At 66.5% G+C, this 16,053-nt stretch carries 11 protein-coding genes; 7 read left to right on the plus strand and 4 right to left on the minus strand.

The window, feature by feature from the left end:
- The first annotated feature begins 84 nt into the window (after positions 1 to 84).
- Positions 85 to 1,902, plus strand: a complete 1,818-nt coding sequence (gene typA, locus dqs_RS10580; RefSeq protein ID WP_065340456.1) for a translational GTPase TypA — start codon at positions 85 to 87, stop codon at positions 1,900 to 1,902.
- 265 nt (positions 1,903 to 2,167) lie between these two features.
- On the opposite strand, the gene galU is transcribed toward typA, so the two are convergent.
- The 4 genes from galU to smc are packed head-to-tail and all read right to left on the minus strand — an operon-like array spanning position 2,168 to position 9,829.
- Entirely contained in the window at positions 2,168 to 3,073 is a 906-nt protein-coding gene (gene galU, locus dqs_RS10585; protein WP_011765731.1) for a UTP--glucose-1-phosphate uridylyltransferase GalU, read from the minus strand.
- Positions 3,070 to 5,151, minus strand: a complete 2,082-nt coding sequence (gene ligA / locus dqs_RS10590; RefSeq protein ID WP_065340457.1) for an NAD-dependent DNA ligase LigA — start codon at positions 5,149 to 5,151, stop codon at positions 3,070 to 3,072. Before ligA ends, galU begins: the two co-directional genes overlap by 4 nt.
- 4 nt (positions 5,152 to 5,155) lie before the next feature.
- Positions 5,156 to 6,277 carry a cell division protein ZipA gene (locus tag dqs_RS10595; RefSeq protein WP_065340458.1) on the minus strand — a complete coding sequence of 374 codons (1,122 nt, stop codon included), beginning with the start codon at positions 6,275 to 6,277 and terminating at the stop codon, positions 5,156 to 5,158.
- 15 nt (positions 6,278 to 6,292) lie between these two features.
- Positions 6,293 to 9,829, minus strand: a complete 3,537-nt coding sequence (smc, locus tag dqs_RS10600; RefSeq protein ID WP_084018427.1) for a chromosome segregation protein SMC — start codon at positions 9,827 to 9,829, stop codon at positions 6,293 to 6,295.
- Between the two features lie 197 nt (positions 9,830 to 10,026).
- On the opposite strand from smc, the gene dapC reads away from it, so the two are divergent.
- From dapC to dqs_RS10630, 6 genes are all read left to right on the plus strand, one after another.
- Entirely contained in the window at positions 10,027 to 11,235 is a 1,209-nt protein-coding gene (dapC, locus tag dqs_RS10605; protein WP_065340459.1) for a succinyldiaminopimelate transaminase, read from the plus strand.
- A gap of 10 nt (positions 11,236 to 11,245) precedes the next feature.
- On the plus strand, positions 11,246 to 12,067 hold the full coding sequence (gene dapD, locus dqs_RS10610; protein WP_011765736.1) for a 2,3,4,5-tetrahydropyridine-2,6-dicarboxylate N-succinyltransferase: 822 nt from the start codon (positions 11,246 to 11,248) through the stop codon (positions 12,065 to 12,067).
- Positions 12,068 to 12,151: 84 nt separating this feature from the next.
- Positions 12,152 to 13,339 (plus strand): PilT/PilU family type 4a pilus ATPase, encoded by a 1,188-nt coding sequence (locus dqs_RS10615; RefSeq protein WP_011765737.1) that lies wholly within the window; start codon positions 12,152 to 12,154, stop codon positions 13,337 to 13,339.
- 41 nt (positions 13,340 to 13,380) lie between these two features.
- A complete protein-coding gene (gene dapE, locus dqs_RS10620) occupies positions 13,381 to 14,523 on the plus strand; it encodes a succinyl-diaminopimelate desuccinylase (RefSeq protein WP_011765738.1) in 1,143 nt (380 codons plus the stop codon).
- 8 nt (positions 14,524 to 14,531) lie between these two features.
- On the plus strand, positions 14,532 to 15,494 hold the full coding sequence (prmB, locus tag dqs_RS10625; RefSeq protein ID WP_011765739.1) for a 50S ribosomal protein L3 N(5)-glutamine methyltransferase: 963 nt from the start codon (positions 14,532 to 14,534) through the stop codon (positions 15,492 to 15,494).
- Positions 15,495 to 15,561: 67 nt separating this feature from the next.
- Positions 15,562 to 16,020: a response regulator gene (locus tag dqs_RS10630; protein WP_011765740.1), complete on the plus strand. Its 459-nt coding sequence runs from the start codon at positions 15,562 to 15,564 to the stop codon at positions 16,018 to 16,020.
- Positions 16,021 to 16,053 lie beyond the last annotated feature (33 nt).

Genomic DNA, 16,053 nt, shown 5'->3' on the forward strand with positions numbered 1-16,053 from the left:
GCCCCCTCCCGCCCCCGCGGAATTCATGCTGCGACGCCGCAGCACGTGTTAGAATCCGCGCCTTTTCAAAGACTTCCCGCCTCCATGTCCCGCGCCATTCGCAACATCGCCATCATCGCTCACGTCGACCATGGCAAGACCACCCTGGTGGACCAGCTCCTGCGCCAGTCCGGCACCTTCCGCGATAACCAGCAAGTTGCCGAGCGGGTCATGGACTCGAACGATATCGAGAAGGAACGCGGCATCACCATCCTCTCGAAGAACTGTGCCATCCAGTATGGCGAAACCCACATCAACATCGTCGACACCCCGGGGCACGCCGACTTCGGCGGCGAAGTCGAGCGCGTGCTGTCGATGGTCGACAGCGTGCTGCTGCTGGTCGATGCGGTCGAAGGCCCGATGCCGCAGACGCGCTTCGTCACCCGCAAGGCGCTGGCGCTCGGCCTCAAGCCCATCGTCGTGATCAACAAGATCGACCGCCCGGGCGCGCGTCCGGACTGGGTGATCAACCACACCTTCGACCTCTTCGACAAGCTCGGCGCTACCGAAGAGCAGCTCGACTTCCCGGTGATCTACGCCTCCGGCCTCAACGGCTTCGCGGTCGAAAACATCGACGACGAGCGCAAGGACATGCGTCCGCTGTTCGACGCGATCCTCAAGCACGTGCCGCCGCCGGAAGTCGACGCCGATGGCCCGCTGCAGCTGCAGGTCTGTTCGCTCGACTACTCCACCTACATGGGCCAGCTCGGCATCGGCCGCATCAAGCGCGGCCGCATCAAGCCCAACCAGGAACTGGTGGTGATGTATGGCGATGAGAACCGCGGCAAGGGCAAGGTCAGCCAGATCCTCACCTTCAAGGGCCTGGAGCGCTCCCCCGCCGAATCCGCCGAGGCCGGCGACATCGTGCTCGTGGCGGGTATCCAGCAGGTCAACATCGGCGTGACGCTGTGCGACCCCGACTGTCTCGAGGGCCTGACCCCGATCGCGGTGGACGAGCCGACGCTGACCATGAACTTCATGGTCAACAGCTCGCCGCTCGCCGGCCGCGAAGGCAAGTTCGTCACCAGCCGCCAGATCCGCGAGCGCCTGGAAAAGGAACTGCTGAAGAACGTGGCGCTGCGGGTGAACTACACCGGCGACTCCGACGTGTTCGAAGTCTCCGGGCGTGGCGAACTGCACCTCACCATCCTGCTGGAAAACATGCGCCGCGAAGGCTATGAGCTGGCGGTGGGCCGTCCGCGCGTGGTGTACAAGGAAATCGACGGCGTGAAGTGCGAGCCGTACGAAATGCTGACGGTGGACGTGGAAGAAGACCACCAGGGCGGCGTGATGGAAGAACTCGGCCGCCGCCGCGGCGAGCTGCAGGACATGCAGCCGGACGGCAAGGGGCGCGTGCGTCTGGAATACCGCATCCCGGCCCGCGGCCTGATCGGCTTCCAGGGCGAATTCCTCACCATGACGCGCGGCACCGGCCTCGCCTCCCACGTGTTCGACGACTACAGCCCGATGGCCGGCTCGATGGCCGAGCGCCGCAACGGCGTGCTGATCTCGCAGAACGATGGCGAAGCCGTGGCCTACGCGCTGTGGAACCTGCAGGACCGCGGCCGCATGTTCGTGAGCCCGGGCGAAGCGCTGTACGAAGGCATGATCATCGGCATCCACACCCGCGACAACGACCTCGTCGTGAACCCGATCAAGGGCAAGCAGCTCACCAACGTGCGCGCCTCGGGTACCGACGAAGCGGTGCGCCTGATCCCGCCGATCGCGCTGACGCTGGAATCCGCAATCGAGTTCATCGCCGACGACGAGCTGGTCGAGATCACGCCGAAGAACATCCGCCTGCGCAAGCGTCACCTGAAGGAAACCGACCGCAAGCGCGCGGCCAAGGCCGACGCCGCGTAAGCGCGCTGCCGCCGCAAACGAACGCCCCGCCTGTTGATTCAGGCGGGGCGTTTTTCTTTCCGGATAGCGCTGGGGTTTCAGGCCGCGGCGGTTTGGCCCCTTCCCCTTCAAGGGGAAGGCCGGGATGGGGATGGGGTTCAAGCCACCGCCCCGTCCTTCCCCCGCCACTCCCCCGATCGACGGCGAAAAAAAGCGCCGCGGTCCGCGGCGCTTCCCACATCCGCCATAGCAGGAGGCAGGCGCTGCCCGCCCCCGCCGCTGCGGCTTACTTTTCCTTCTTCTTCGCCAACTCGCCCGGGAAGCGGTCGTTGAGGTAGGCCGCGAATTCAGCCCCCACTTCATGGTGGCGCAGGCCGAATTCCACCGCAGCCTTCAGGTAGCCGAGCTTGGAGCCGCAGTCATAGCGCACGCCCTCGTACTGGTAGGAGAGCACGGCTTCTTCCTTCAGCAGCGAGGCGATCGCATCGGTCAGCTGCAGTTCGCCACCTGCGCCCGGCTTGAGCGCGCGCAGATGCTCGAAAATGCGGGGGGTCAGGATGTAGCGGCCGACCACCGCCTGGGTCGTCGGCGCTTCCTCGGGCTTCGGCTTCTCGACGATGCCGGTCACGCGCTGGATGTTGCCGCTCTGGCTTTCGGTGCTGACGATGCCGTACTGGCGGGTTTCCTGGCGCGGCACGTTCATGGTGCCGAGCACCGAGCAGCGGTGATAGTTATAGACCTCGCTCATCTGCGCCATCACCGGCTTGCCGCCGTGGTTGTCGAGCAGGTCGTCGGCGAGGATGACCGCGAAGGGCTCGTCGTCGCCCACCACCGCGGAGGCGCACAGCACCGCGTGGCCGAGGCCGAGCGCTTCGGACTGGCGGATGTAGACGCAGTTCATGCCCTTGGGCACGGTCTTGGCGACCACTTCCAGCAGTTCCTTCTTGCCACGGGCTTCGAGTTCGGTCTCGAGTTCGTAGGCCTTGTCGAAGTGGTCCTCGATCGCACGCTTGGTGCGGCCGGTGATGAAGATCATGTCGGTGATGCCGGCAGCGACGGCTTCTTCGACCGCGTACTGGATCAGCGGCTTGTCGACGACCGGCAGCATTTCCTTCGGGCTGGCCTTGGTGGCCGGCAGGAAGCGCGTGCCCATGCCCGCAACCGGAAAGACCGCCTTGGTGACCTTTTTCATTCTGGGACTCCGTCCTTGTTGTTGATGGGCGACTGTTCGCCCGATTCCAGCAATCGGCGCAGACCGTCCTCATCGACGATGTCCACCCCGAGATCCTGCGCCTTGGCGAGCTTGGAACCGGCTTCGGCCCCCGCCACCAGGTAATCCGTCTTCTTGGAAACCGAACCGCTGACCTTGCCGCCGTGGGCCTCGATCAGCGCCTTCGCCTCGTCGCGCGACAGTGTCGGCAGCGTGCCGGTGATTACGAAGGTCAGGCCTGCGACGCTGCCGCTGGCCGGCGCCGCGGGCGCGCCCTCCTCCCAACGCAGGCCGGCTGCGCGCAGTTGCTCGACCACCTCGACGTTGTGGGCCTCGGCGAAAAACTCCGCAATGCACTTTGCGACCACCGGGCCGACGTCCGGCACTTGTTGCAGCGCGCCCTCGTCCGCCGCCAGCAATGCATCGAGGCTGCCGAAATGGCGGGCGAGATCCTTCGCGGTGGCTTCGCCGACGTTGCGGATGCCGAGCGCGAAGATGAAGCGGGCGAGCGTGGTATTGCGGCTCTTCTCGATGGCCGCCAACAGGTTCTGCGCGGACTTCTCACCCATGCGCTCCAGATTGGCGAGCGCGAGGATGCCGAGCTTGTAGAGGTCGGCCGGCGTCTTCACGATGCTGGCATCGACGAGTTGCTCGACCAGTTTGTCGCCGAGTCCTTCGATGTCCATCGCGCGGCGGCCCGCGAAATGCAACAGCGCCTGCTTGCGCTGCGCCGGGCAGAACAGGCCGCCGCTGCAGCGCGCCACCGCCTCGTCCTCGCCGCGCACCACGTGCGAGCCGCACACCGGACAGGTCGGATAGCTCGCCAGCAGGTTGAAGCGCGGCGGTTCGCCTTCGCGGCGCTCCAGCACCGGGCCGACAACTTCGGGAATCACGTCGCCCGCGCGGCGCACGATCACCCAGTCGCCGACGCGCACGTCCTTGCGGTCGATCTCGTCCTGGTTGTGCAGGGTTGCGTTGGTAACCGTGACGCCGCCGACGAAGACCGGCTCCAGCCTTGCCACAGGCGTGAGTGCGCCGGTGCGGCCAACCTGCACGTCGATGCCGGCGAGGCGCGTGATCTCTTCCTGCGCCGGGTACTTGTGCGCCACCGCCCAGCGCGGCTCGCGGGTGACGAAACCGAGTTCGCGCTGCAGGTCGACGCGGTTCACCTTGTAGACCACGCCGTCGATGTCGTAGGGCAGTTCGTTGCGCAATGCGGCGATGCGGTCGTGGAAGGCAATCAGGCCCTCCGGGCCCGAGGAGACCTCCCGGTGCTCGCATACCGGCACGCCGAACGCGGCGAGGCGGGTCAATAGTTCCGCCTGCGTAGCGGGCAGATCGAACCCGGCATGCTCCCCGAGCCCGTAGGCGAAGAAGGACAAGGGACGGCGCGCGGCGATGCGCGGATCAAGCTGGCGTACGGCGCCGGCCGCGGCGTTGCGCGGGTTGACGAAGACCTTGTCGCCCGCTTCGCGCTGGCGGTTGTTGAGTGCTTCGAAGTCGTCGCGCCGCATGTAGATCTCGCCGCGGACCTCGATGACCGCAGGGGTCGCCCCGTGCAGGCGTAGCGGAATCTGCTGGATCGTGCGCACGTTGTGGGTGACGTCCTCGCCGGTTTCGCCATCGCCGCGCGTGGCTGCCCGAACCAGCACGCCGTGTTCGTAACGCAGGCTGATGGCGAGACCGTCGAACTTGAGTTCGCCCAGGTATTCCACTGCGGGGTCGCCGTCGCCCAGGCCGAGCGCGTTTCGCACCCGGGTGTCGAAGTTGTGGACGCCTTGCGCCGTGGTGTCGGTCTCCGTGCGGATGGACAACATCGGCACCGCATGGCGCACCGGCACCAGTTCAGGAAGCGGCGCGCCGCCGACCCGCTGGGTGGGCGAATCGGGCGTGAGCAACTCGGGGTGCGCCGCCTCGATATCCTGCAGTTCGCGAAACAGGCGGTCGTACTCGGCGTCCGGAATCGTCGGCGTGTCGAGGACGTAGTAGGCGTGGTTATGGCGGGCGATTTCCGCCCGCAGGGTCGCCGCCCGCGCGGCAGCATCGGCAAACAGCGGCATCGTGTCAGGCAGCGAAAAGGCGGAGGGCGAGCGGGCCGCCGGCGGGGATGTCGTGGCTGGCCATGCGGTCCTGGAACTGCGCGATCTGGCTGCGGATCATTCCCGCCGCGTCGACGCCGAAAGGCGCGCGGTTGTCATCCACGACGACGCCCTGCAGCGCACCGGCCAGGTGGGTCGCAAGCTGCATCATGCGCTCGAAGCAGGCGGCGCCGTTGGCCACCCGCGGCACATCGATCACCAGCGTGATGCCGTGGGTTTGCACGGTGCGCAGGTTTTCGGCGGTGAACAGCGAGGGTTCGAGGTTGGACAGGGTGAACACGGTGTTACCCGCCTCGTCGCGCATGTGGAAGCTGCCGTCGTCGGCCAGAGTCAGGCCTTCCGCCTCCGCGAGGCCGCGCAGCTTGGTGCCGAGGAAGGGTTGCTGCGTGGCCACCACGTTGATGCCGATCTGGACGTCGACATCGGCGCAGAAACGGTCGAGTTCGGTGGCGCCGCCCAGCGCCTGCACGCGCGCCGGGAGACCGGCGGGTACCGCGAAGAACTGCTCGGCGATGCGCTGCACGCCGCCCGAGAAACGCATGAAGTCGGTTTCGCCGATCGGGCCGTTGCGATCGACCAGCTGCATCGCGGCGCAGAACCAGTGGTAGGCGCCGGCGCTGTGGACATTGAGCGGCCGCCACACATTGCCGCCGTCGTCGAAACCGAACCAGCGCACCGGCTTGCTGAGGCCGTCCAGCTGTTGCTGCTGCGCCGCCCACAGGCGCGGCACATCGAGCGGCTCGATGGCTTCGATCAGGATCACGCAATCGGCACGGGTGTCGAGTTCTGCGGGCTTTTCGGGCACGCTGCGCCGGGTTGCGGCTTCGCGCACCGGGCGCGGCGCAGCCGCCGGCGTTCCGATGACGGGCTCGTTGTCCCCGCCATCACTGTCGAAGCTCGGCTCCACCCGCGCGCCATCGGTCGCGTCAGCGCCGTCCGGTTCGAGCAGCACGTCGCGGTGATCGGACTTGAATGCCTGCTCCGCACGGCGGCGGTGCTTGCGTTCCTGCCATTTGTTATAGGCCACGATGAGTACCACGAGGGCGGCGCCGGCGCCGATCAATGCGACTTGAAGTTCGCTATCCATTTTCTTTTCCCTTGATCACGCTGCGGCCGCTTCGGCCAGGCGCAGCGCTTCCTCCATATCGACTTCCACCACGCGCGACACGCCCTGCTCCTGCATCGTCACACCGACGAGTTGCTGGGCGATTTCCATCGTGATCTTGCTGTGGCTGATGAAGATGAATTGTGTCTGAGATGACATGCGTTTGACCATCTGGCCATACCGCTCGGTATTGGTATCGTCCAGCGGGGCGTCTACCTCGTCAAGCATGCAGAACGGCGCCGGATTGAGCTGGAACATCGCGAACACCAGCGCGATCGCCGTGAGCGCCTTCTCGCCACCGGACAGCAGCTGGATCGAGGTGTTCTTCTTGCCCGGCGGCTGGGCCACGATCTGGATGCCGGCATCGAGGATTTCGTCGCCGGTCAGCACCAGTTCGGCACGGCCCCCGCCGAAGAGCTGCGGGAACAAGGTGGCGAACTGCTGATTGACGGTATTGTAGGTTTCCTGCAGTTGCTCGCGCGTTTCGCGGTCGATGCGGCGGATCGCGTCTTCCAGCGTGCCGATCGCCTGCAGCAGGTCCTCGGTCTGCGCGTCGAGATACGACTTTCGTTCGCTTGCGCTGCGCAGCTCGTCGAGCGCGGCGAGGTTCACTGCCCCCAGTTCGGCGATTTCACGCGCCAGCCGCCCGACTTCGCGCTGCAGGCTGGTTTCCTTGAGGTCGGGCGTGAGCAGCGGCGCGAGCGCGGCCTCGTCGGCCTGGGCTTCGCGCAGGCGTTCCTCGTGCTGGGCCGCGGCCAGCTCCGCAGCTTGAACAGCGAGCCGCAGCTCTGCCACGCGGGCACGGGCGGGCGCGGCCTCCTGCTCGGTGCGCAGCCGCATTTCTTCCGTCTGGCGCAGCAGGGCGGCGGCGTGCTCCAGCGCGTCGCGGCGCGCGGCGAGCGCCGCTTCGCGGCTGCTGCGCAGGCCGAGCGCTTCCTGCAGTGCGTCGTGGCTGCGGGCGTCGTCGGTGGCGTCGAGTTCCTGGCGGCGGCTCGCCTGCTCGGCCACGATGCGGTCGAGCTGGTCGGCGGCGAGCTGGAGGTTGCGCGCGATGTCATCGAGCTTGCCGGCGCATTCCCGTTCGGAGAACTTCACTTCCTGCAGCTCGCGCGCGGCCGCCTGCTCCAGCGTGCGCAGTTCGCGCAGGCTTTGCTCGCGCTCACGCAGCACTTCGGTCGCGGCGTCGAGGCGATGGCGTTGAAGCTCGGCGAGTCCGGCTGCGCGGGCGGATTCGAGATCGGCGCGGGCCAGATGTTCGCGCTCGGTGGCTTCGAGGTGTACAAGGTCGCCGAGGTCATGCGCGAGCTGGGCGTGGCGCTCGTCGGCGCGGCTGCGCGCCTGCTGCAGCTTCAGCAGCTCGACCTGCTCGGCATGCACCTGAGCCTGCGCCGCCTGGATGTCGCGGCGCAGGGTGTTGGTGCGCTCCTGCAACTCGGTCGCGCTGGCTTCGGCGGCCAGCAAGGCATCATGGGCGAGGTGCGCCTCTTCTTCCAGCGCCTGCTGTTCGCTGGCAAGCGTATCGATTTCGCGCTGACGTTCCATCACGCCGTGGGTGCGGCTGTCGGGCACGAAGTGGGTCAGCGCATGGCGGCTCAGGGTCTGGCCCAGGCGGCTGACCAGCACGGTGCCGGCGGGCAGTTCGGCGCGGCGGGGTAGCCAGTCGGCGAGGTTGTCGACGGCAAAGTGGCCGGCCAGCCAGTCGCGCACCAAGGGCTGCAGGCTGGTGTCCGTCAGCGTGATCCTGTCTGCCAGCGGCACTGTGCCGGCAGGTGCCACCAAGTCGGCCGGACAGGCCGCGCCGGCATCGAGTGCAAGCGCCAGCGATTCGGGCGGCGCCTCGTCGAGCAGGCTGAGCGCCGCATTGTCAGCGTCCGCCGGCGCGGTCATCAGCGCCGCGAGGCGTTCGCGCAGCACCGCCTCCACCGCCGATTCCCATCCTTCCGCCACGCGCAACACCCGCCACAGCGGGGGCAGTTCGGCAAGGCCGTGGCGCCGCAGCCAGTCGCCAAGCTTGCCCTGCGACTGCACCTTGGCCTGGAGCTGGACCAGTGCTTCACGGCGGGCGCGCAGCTCGGTCAGGCGGCGCTGCACTGCGCGTTCGTGATCGAGCGCACTCTTCAGCGCCCCCTGGGCATCCGGCAAGCGCGACTGCAATGCCGAGAGGTCATGCTGGCGCTCTTCCAGCGCCTCCTGCAGCATTTCCATCCGCGCCTCGCGCTCCTCGAGGTCGCGCTCGTCGGGGCCCTGGATGTTGCCCCGCTCGCCTTCCAGCCGGGCACGGCGCTGCTGCAGAGCGTCGAGTGCGCGCTGGGCGCTGGCACGATTGGCTTCTTCGACGCGCAATTGTTGCTCGGTCTGCGCGAGTTCGCGTCGTGCCGAATTGACGGTGGTTTCGGCGCTCTGGCGCGCCGCGTCGGCGTCAGGCAGGCGGTCGGAGATCTCGGCGTGGCGGGCTTCGGCCTGCTCCGCACGCATGGCCGCGTTGTCCGCGAGACCGAGCCAGCGCTCGCGCTCCTCGGTCAGCGATTCGCGCCGGTCACTCCAGTGCAGCTGATCGGTGTCGAGCTGCGCCAGCCGCGCTTCGAGGCGCTTGCGGGCTTCACCCAGGTGCTGCAGTTCGGTTTCGAGCCGGGTGACCTCCGCGCTGACGGCAAAGAGGTCGCTCTGGGCGAGATGAACCGCTTCGGAGGCGGCGAAGTGGCTTTCGCGCGCGCTCTCCACGGCCGCTTCCAGCTCCTGCAGACGGGCGCTGTCCGCTTCGATCCGCAGCGTGTTGCGGTTCAGCTCCTCGGCGACGCGGTCGCGTTCCGCCTTCGCCTCGTTACGTTTCAGCAACCACAGCAACTGCTGCTTCTCGACGTGCGCCGTGCTCAGCCGCTGGTAGCGTTCGGCCACCTCCGCCTGCGCTTCGAGATGGCCGATGCGCTCGCCGAGTTCCATCCGGATGTCGTCGAGACGCGCGAGATTGTCGCGCGCATCGGTCAGCCGGCCCTCGGTTTCCTTGCGGCGTTCGCGGTACTTGGTGACGCCGGCGGCCTCTTCGAGAAAGCCGCGGATTTCCTCCGGACGGGCCTCGATGATGCGCGAGATCATGCCCTGCTCGATGATCGCGTAGGCGCGCGGGCCGAGGCCGGTGCCGAGGAACAGGTCGATCACGTCCTTGCGGCGCACATGGACGTTGTTGATGAAATAGGTGGATTCGCCGCTGCGGTCGAGCACGCGCTTGACCGAGATCTCCGCGTAGCGCGACCACTGCCCGGCCGCCTTGCCCTCGTTGTTGTCGAACACCAGTTCGACACTGGCGCGCGACACCGGCTTGCGCGTGGTGGAGCCGTTGAAGATGACGTCCTGCATCGATTCGCCGCGCAGCGCGGAGGCGCGGGTTTCGCCCAGCACCCAGCGCACGGCGTCGATGATGTTGGACTTGCCGCAGCCATTGGGGCCGACGACGCCGACCAGGTTGCCGGGCATCAGCACCGTGGTGGGGTCGACGAAAGTCTTGAATCCGGCGAGTTTTAACTTGGCGAGACGCACGTCGATGGATCTGGGCGGACGAAAGGGGCGAACGACGCTGGAACGGTGGCGAAGATCGGGCGGTACGTCGTTGGCTGCGAGTGCCGAGTCAGTTGGGATACAGGCCTCAGGCCACGCCTGAAAGGCGCGCCATGATAACATCTTCGCCCTTTTCGACCGCCCCGCGCCGTGCCTTCGCCGGCGTAAATTGTTCCAAAGTGAATCCCGACCTCGACCGTCTGCAGACCTACCCCTTCGAGAAGCTGCGCGAGCTTTTCCGCGGCGTGACGCCGCCCGCGGCGCTGGCCCCGATACGCCTTTCGATCGGCGAGCCGCAGCACCCGACGCCCGCCTTCATCAAGGAAGCGCTGGTGTCCAATCTGGACGGCCTGTCGGTGTATCCGAACACGCCGGGGAGCGACGCGTTGCGGGGCTCCATCGCGAGCTGGCTGCAGCGCCGCTACGGCCTGCCGGCGGTCAACGCCGCCACCCAGGTGATCCCGGTCAACGGCACCCGCGAGGCGCTGTTCGCGTTTGCACAGTGCGTGGTCGATCGCAGCCGCGCGGGCGCCAAGGTGCTGTGTCCCAACCCGTTCTACCAGATCTACGAAGGCGCCGCGCTGCTCGCCGGTGCCGATCCGATCTTCCTCAACAACCTGCCCGAAAACCGCTTTGGCTCGGACTTCGACAGCGTGCCGGAGCAGGTCTGGCGCGACGTGCAGCTGGTCTATGTCTGCTCTCCGGGCAACCCCACCGGGCGCGTGCTGGGGTTCGACGAGTGGAAGCGGCTGTTCGAACTGTCGGACCGCTACGGCTTCGTCATCGCGGCGGACGAGTGTTATTCCGAGATCTATTTCGACGACGAGGCGCGCCCGATCGGCGGGCTCGAGGCCGCCCACCGTCTCGGCAGGAGCGACTTCCGCAATGTCGTGATGTTCTCCAGCCTGTCCAAGCGTTCGAACGTGCCCGGCCTGCGCTCGGGTTTCGTCGCCGGCGACGCGGCGATCCTGAACAAGTTCCTGCTGTATCGAACCTACCAGGGCTGCCAGATGAATCCCGCGGTCCAAGCGGCGTCGGTGGCCGCCTGGAACGACGAAGCGCACGTGGCCGAGAACCGGCGCCTGTACCGCGAGAAGTTCGACCGTGTGACGCCCATGCTCGCGCCCTATCTGTCCGTCGAGCTGCCCGACGCCGGTTTCTACCTGTGGGCGCGCGTACCGCCCTCGCTGTGCGGCGGGTCCGATACCGTCTTCGCCCGCGATCTGCTCGACCAATATAATGTGACCGTTCTGCCCGGCAGCTTCCTCGCCCGCGAAAGCGGTGGCGTCAATCCGGGCGCGGGCTTTGTCCGCATCGCGCTGGTGGCCGATACCGCCGAGTGTGTCGAAGCCGCCGAACGCATCATCGCCTTCTGTCAAAAACACTGAGAGACCCCCAATGCAAGACCTGCAAAAGATCATCGACGACGCCTTCGAGAACCGCGCCTCCCTGTCCCCCGCTGCGGCGCCCGCCGCCGTGCGCGATGCGGTGGCCGAAGTGATTGCCGGGCTGGATGCCGGCACGTTGCGCGTCGCCGAGAAGAAGGACGGCCAGTGGGTGGTCAACCAGTGGATCAAGAAGGCCGTGCTGATCTCCTTCCGCCTGCGCGACAACGAAGTGATTCCGGCCGGTGGCCTGAATTTCTTCGACAAGGTGCCGACCAAGTTCGGCGACTACACGCCGGAGCAGTTCCAGCAGGGCGGCTTCCGCGTGGTGCCGCCGGCGGTCGCGCGCAAGGGCAGTTACATCGCGAAGAACGTGGTACTGATGCCCTCCTATGTGAACATCGGCGCCTACGTGGATGAAGGCACCATGGTCGACACTTGGGCCACCGTCGGTTCCTGCGCCCAGATCGGCAAGAACGTGCACCTGTCGGGCGGCGTCGGCATCGGCGGCGTGCTCGAGCCGGTGCAAGCCGGCCCGGTCATCATCGAGGACAACGTCTTCGTCGGCGCGCGCTCCGAGGTGGTCGAAGGCGTGATCATCGAAGAGAACGCGGTGCTGTCGATGGGCGTGTATATCGGCCAGAGCACCAAGATCTACGACCGTGAAACCGGCTCCATCACCTACGGCCGCGTGCCCGCCGGCGCCGTCGTGGTGCCCGGCAGCCTGCCCTCGGCCGACGGCAAGTACAGCCTGTACTGCGCAGTCATCGTGAAGAAGGTCGACGCCCAGACCCGCGCCAAGACCGGCATCAACGAGCTGCTGCGCGGCGCCTGATCCACCGGGGGCGGCTTTGCCGCCCCGCCCTGCCCCTCGCCGTGGCCCGCCCACGGCCCTCAGTCGGAACGGAGTGCGATACCCATGATTTTCGACAAGCTGTTCCAGCTGATGGCCGAGAAGCAGGCCTCGGACATGTTCATCTCGGCCGGGGCGCCGATTCACATCAAGATCCAGGGCCATTCGCTGCCGATCAACCAGCAGCTCATGGACCCCGCCATGATCCAGCGCATGGTGCAGGAGCTGCTCACGCCCGAGCAGGTGTCACGGGTCGAGAAGGAAAAGGAGCTGAACCTCTCGTTCGGCCGCCGCGACCTCGGCAACTTCCGCGTCAACGTGTTCTGGCAGCGCAACTCGATGGCGCTGGTGGTGCGCTTCATCCAGAGCGACATTCCGACCATCGACACGCTCGGCCTGCCGCCGGTGCTGTCCGAGGTGGTAATGGAAAAGCGCGGGCTGGTGCTCGTGGTGGGGGCAACCGGCTCCGGCAAGTCCACCACGCTGGCGTCGATGATCGACCACCGCATCCGCAACAAATCCGGCCACGTGCTGACGGTCGAGGACCCGATCGAATACCTGTTCCAGCACCGCAAGTCGGTGGTGAACCAGCGCGAGGTCGGGATCGATACGCTGAGCTGGCATGAAGCGTTGCGCAACGCGATGCGGCAGGCGCCGGACTGTATCCTGATCGGCGAAATCCGTGACCGCGAGACGATGCAGGCTGCGCTCGCCTATTCCCAGACCGGCCACCTGTGCCTGGCCACGCTGCACGCCAACAACGCGTACCACGCGCTCAACCGCATCATCAACTTCTTCCCGCTGGAAAACCGCTCGCTGCTGTACCTCGACCTGGCGGTGGCCTTGCGCTGCATCATCTCCCAGCGCCTGGTGCGCAAGCCCGACGGCAAGCGCATTCCCACCGTGGAAATCCTGATGAACACCCGCCACGTCGCGGAACTGGTGGAGCGAGGCGAGCTGAACGAGATCAAGGAAGCGATGGAGCAAAGCCTCGCCCCGGGCTCGCAGACCTTCGAGCAGGACCTGTTCCGCCTGTACCACGAAAAGGTGATCACGCTCGACGAGGCATTGGCCAACTCCGATTCGCCGACGAACCTGTCCTGGCTGATCAATAACGCCCAGTTCGGCAACCTGCCCGACCCGGCCCAGGCCCAGGCCAATGCCGCCCGTACGGTGACCGATTTCGAACGCACCCAACCGGACGGCGCCTCGTTCCGCGAGTTCACGCTGCATCTAGACGAACCTTCGCAGTAAAGGGCCGCGCCGTCCGCGGTTCCGCCTGCCATTACAAGACCATGTCCCTCCCCGACACTCCAACGCTCGCGCTCGCATGCGAGCTGATCTCCCGTTCCTCGGTCACGCCCGAGGACGCGGGCTGCCTCCAACTCATCGCCCAACGCCTGGCGCCGCTCGGCTTCGTGTGCGAACGCATCGATATCGGCGGTGTGTCCAATCTGTGGGCCCGGCGTGGTTCGGCCCGGCCGCTGCTGTGCTTTGCCGGCCACACCGACGTGGTTCCGACCGGGCCGCTGGACGCCTGGCAGTCTCCGCCGTTCGAACCCACGATCCGCGACGGACACCTGTATGGTCGCGGCGCTGCAGACATGAAGTCCTCACTGGCGGGTTTCGTCACTGCAATCGAGCGTTTCGTCGCCGCCCATCCGGACCACGCGGGCAGCATCGCCCTGCTGCTGACCTCGGACGAGGAAGGCGTGGCCACCTGCGGCACCGTTAAGGTTGTGGAAGCCCTGGCCGCGCGCGGCGAGCGGCTGGACTACTGCGTGGTCGGGGAACCGACCTCGGTGAAGACGCTGGGCGACATGATCAAGAACGGCCGTCGTGGCTCGCTGTCCGGCACCCTGCGCGTCAAGGGGCGGCAGGGGCACGTCGCTTATCCGCACCTTGCGCGCAATCCGATCCACGAACTGGCTCCCGCGCTCGCCGAGCTGGCCGCGGAACGCTGGGACGACGGCAACGAGTTCTTCCCGCCCACCACCTGGCAAGTGTCCAACATCCATGCCGGCACCGGCGCCAACAATGTCATTCCCGGCGTGTGCGACGTGCTGTTCAACTTCCGCTTCGGTTCGGTAAGCACGGCCGACGCGTTGAAGGCTCGCACCCATGCCATCCTCGATCGGCATGGCCTGGATTACGAACTCGACTGGCATCTGTCCGGCAAGCCCTTCATCACCGGACGCGGTCAACTGGTCGCCGCCCTGGGCAACGCGATCCGCGAGACCGTCGGTGTGGAAACCGAACTATCGACCACCGGCGGCACCTCGGACGGCCGCTTCATCGCCGACATCTGCGCCGAGGTGGTCGAATTCGGGCCGGTCAATGCGTCCATCCATCAGGTGAACGAACACATTGCGGTCGATGCGGTCGAGCCCCTGTCCAAGATCTACGAGCGCACCTTGCGCGCCCTGCTTACTGCCTGAGGCTGTCGATGAGCCATCACGAAAACCCCGCCTGCGACGATCCCGACTGCAACGACGCGGATCACGACCACGAGCACGAGCACGGTCCGCTGGCCGAACTGGTTACGGTACGAGACTGGCTGCGCTATGCACTGACCCGCTTCAACCGCGAACGCATCTTCTGCGGCCACGGCGTGCTGGATACCTACGACGAAGCGGTGTGGCTGATCCTGTCGACGCTCGCCCTTCCGCTCGACCGCCTGGAGCCCTTCCTCGATGCCTGCATTCCGTCGGACGAGCGGGTGCAGATTTTCGAAGCGATCGAGCGGCGGGTGGTTGACCGGGTGCCGACCGCCTACATCACCCAGGAAGCCTGGCTGGGCGAGTTCCGCTTCCACGTGGATGAACGGGTGATCGTGCCGCGGTCCTTCTTTGCCGAACTGCTGGAAGAAGGCATGGCGCCTTGGGTCGAGGACCCCGAACAGGTCAGCAGCGCGCTCGACCTGTGTACCGGCTCCGGCTGCCTCGCCATCCTGATGGCGCACGCGTTTCCCAACGCCCAGATCGTCGGCGTCGACCTCTCCGACGATGCGCTGGATGTCGCCGCCGAAAACGTGGCCGACTACGGTCTGGAAGATCGCGTGGAACTGGTCAAGAGCGATGTGTTCGATGCGCTCGACGGGCGTCGCTTCGATTTCATTCTGAGCAATCCGCCGTATGTCACGGCCGACGCCATGGCGTCCTTGCCGCCGGAATACCTGCATGAACCCCGCATGGCGCTGGCAGCCGGGGATGACGGGTTGGACGTTGTGCGCCGCCTGCTGGCGCAAGCCCGTGACCACCTGACGCCCAAGGGTTTTCTGGCGGTGGAAGTCGGGCATAATCGCGACATCGTCGAAGCCGCTTTCCCCGAGCTGTCCTTTACCTGGCTGTCGTGCCGCGGCGGCGACGACATGATCTTTCTGCTGCACCGCGACGAACTGCCCGGTTGATCCAATGCCAGGGCAGCCGCCCGCACCGAGTGCGCGGCGGAGCCCCGCTCACTGAGGAGACACTGGCATGCCAAGCGAACGTCCGATTCTGCTGGTCGAGGACAACCCCGACGACGAAGCTCTTACGCTGCGTGCCTTCAGCAAGAACAAGATCACCAACCCGATCGTGGTTGCCCGCGACGGGGTGGAGGCAATCGACTACCTGTTCTGCACGGGCATCCACGAGAATCGGGACGCCAAGGTGGTGCCGGCGGTCGTGCTGCTCGACCTGAAGCTGCCCCGCATCGACGGGCTGGAGGTGCTGCGGCGCATCCGCGCGGACGAACGGACCGCCCTGCTTCCGGTCGTCGTGCTCACCACCTCGCGCGAACTGCAGGACATCCAGGAGGCCTACCGCCTGGGTGCCAACAGCTACATCCGCAAGCCGGTGGATTTCGAACGCTTTCTGTACGCGGTGGGACAGTTGGGGCTGTACTGGCTGTCGCTCAACGAAACCGCGGATTCAGTCAGCAGTTCGGCCTATTGAGCGCGGCGGCGGGGCCGCACCCGAAGGCCTTTA

Source organism: Azoarcus olearius (assembly GCF_001682385.1).
In the GTDB taxonomy this organism is placed as follows: domain Bacteria; phylum Pseudomonadota; class Gammaproteobacteria; order Burkholderiales; family Rhodocyclaceae; genus Azoarcus; species Azoarcus olearius.